Here is a 962-nt window from a genome sequence, read left to right on the forward strand (position 1 = left end):
AGCTACCAAACCATGCTCGACTTTAAGGATCATGGCTACAGTTTGAGAGTGCCCTTAGTGGCAACGCCGCAGTATGACCCAAATGCCCGACGAGGCTTACCAGCCTTTCTCTCTAAAGAGCACCAAATTGCATATCGAGATATCGGCGAGCCGGACTCAAACCCAGTCCGCTTGCATATGGATCTTGGCGCGGGCATGCCCGTTGAACGTATATGGAGCGATAGTCATACACTTCATGTGGACAAACAGAGTGACTCCCATTTTCAGGTAACTGCAGGAGACTCGGAAAATCGCTCGAACCGCGACTTTGTCGTGAACTGGCGTTATGCCGAAAAGGCGTATTCGCAAGTTTCTTTGTTTTCGGAGCCGGTCAACGGTGAGTACTACAATATGCTGATGTTGATGCCCCCAGCGCCAAGTTCCTCTATCGAGCATGGCGCGCGTGAGTTAATTTTTGTTCTTGATGTTTCTGGCAGTATGCAGGGGGCATCAATACGGCAGGCTAAGCAAGCGATTCGCTCCGCGTTGGCAAATCTAGATAGCGAGGACCGTTTCAATATCCTGTTTTTCAATGATACGGCGTGGTCCGTATTTGCAAGCTCCAGAAAAGCAACAAGTCGAAACATACTTGAGGCTCGGAGCGCCCTCGATCGTCAACAGGCAGACAAAGGGACAGAGATGACAGCGGCCTTAACGCTTGCTTTGACCAGAGAAGATGACGCGCTCTTCCGGCAAGTTGTTTTTATCACGGATGGTGCTGTCAGTAATGAAGATGCGCTTTTGGGCCTGATAGAAAAAATGCTCTCTACGACGCGTCTGTTTACTGTGGGAATAGGCTCAGCCCCTAATAGCTATTTTATGCGACGCGCCGCCGAGGCAGGTAGAGGCACCTTTACCTACATTAGTGATCTTTCACAGGTGAAGCAGAACATACAGCGGCTGTTTGAAAAGATAAATCATCC

At 49.7% G+C, this 962-nt stretch carries 1 protein-coding gene; it reads left to right on the top strand.

What is annotated here, in order from left to right; translation table 11 throughout:
- Positions 1 to 962: VWA domain-containing protein (locus A3750_RS22110; RefSeq protein WP_197475236.1), on the top strand; the 962-nt coding region annotated here is incomplete at both ends.

The organism is Oleiphilus sp. HI0079, from assembly GCF_001635105.1.